This is a genomic window from Streptomyces sp. IBSBF 2435 (assembly GCF_036815005.1).
In the GTDB taxonomy this organism is placed as follows: domain Bacteria; phylum Actinomycetota; class Actinomycetes; order Streptomycetales; family Streptomycetaceae; genus Actinacidiphila.
Genome location: NZ_JAJSYW010000398.1, coordinates 1 through 665 on the forward strand (window position 1 = coordinate 1; position 665 = coordinate 665).

Sequence of the window (665 nt, forward strand, 5' to 3'; positions counted from 1 at the left end):
CCCCCCCCCCCCCCCCCCCCCCCCCCCCCCCCCCCCCCCCCCCCCCCCCCCCCCCCCGCGGCCCGGGCCCGCCGCGGCCGGGCAGCTGACGCACGGCATGGGCCACATGCCGGCCCCGTCCGTGCCGGTCCCCCCGACGCCGGCCGCCACCGGCTCCGCCCTGCCGCCGGCCGCCCTGCCGGCCGTGCTGGACATCCCGGCGATCGGCGTCCACACCAGGCTGCTGGACCTCGGGCTGGCCTCGGACGGCAGTCTTGAGGTGCCGGGCAAGCCGCTGCAGGCGGGCTGGTTCCACGGCTCCCCCGCACCCGGCAGCCCGGGCCCCGCGGTCATCCTCGGCCACGTCGACTCGTACGCCACAGGGCCCGCCGTCTTCTACCGGCTCGGCGCGATGAAGCCGCGCCAGCAGATCCGGGTCACCCGCGCGGACGGCTCCGTCGCCGTCTTCACCGTCGACGCGGTCCGCTCGTACGAGAAGCGGGCCTTCCCCACCCTCGACGTCTACGGCAACACCCCGGACCCGCAGCTGCGCCTGATCACCTGCTCCGACTGGAACACCCGCACCCGCGCCTACGACGGCAACACCGTCGTCTACGCGCACCTGGCCGGATGACCGGGCCCCGGCCGGACCGCCGGGGGCGGCCGGCGCGGGGCCCCGCGCGGGG

1 protein-coding gene is annotated in these 665 nt (G+C 79.2%); it reads left to right on the forward strand.

What is annotated here, in order from left to right; genetic code table 11:
• The first annotated feature begins 106 nt into the window (after nucleotides 1–106).
• Nucleotides 107–613 (forward strand): class F sortase, encoded by a 507-nt coding sequence (locus V7E46_RS33670; RefSeq protein ID WP_333771946.1) that lies wholly within the window; start codon nucleotides 107–109, stop codon nucleotides 611–613.
• The last annotated feature ends 52 nt before the right edge of the window (nucleotides 614–665 follow it).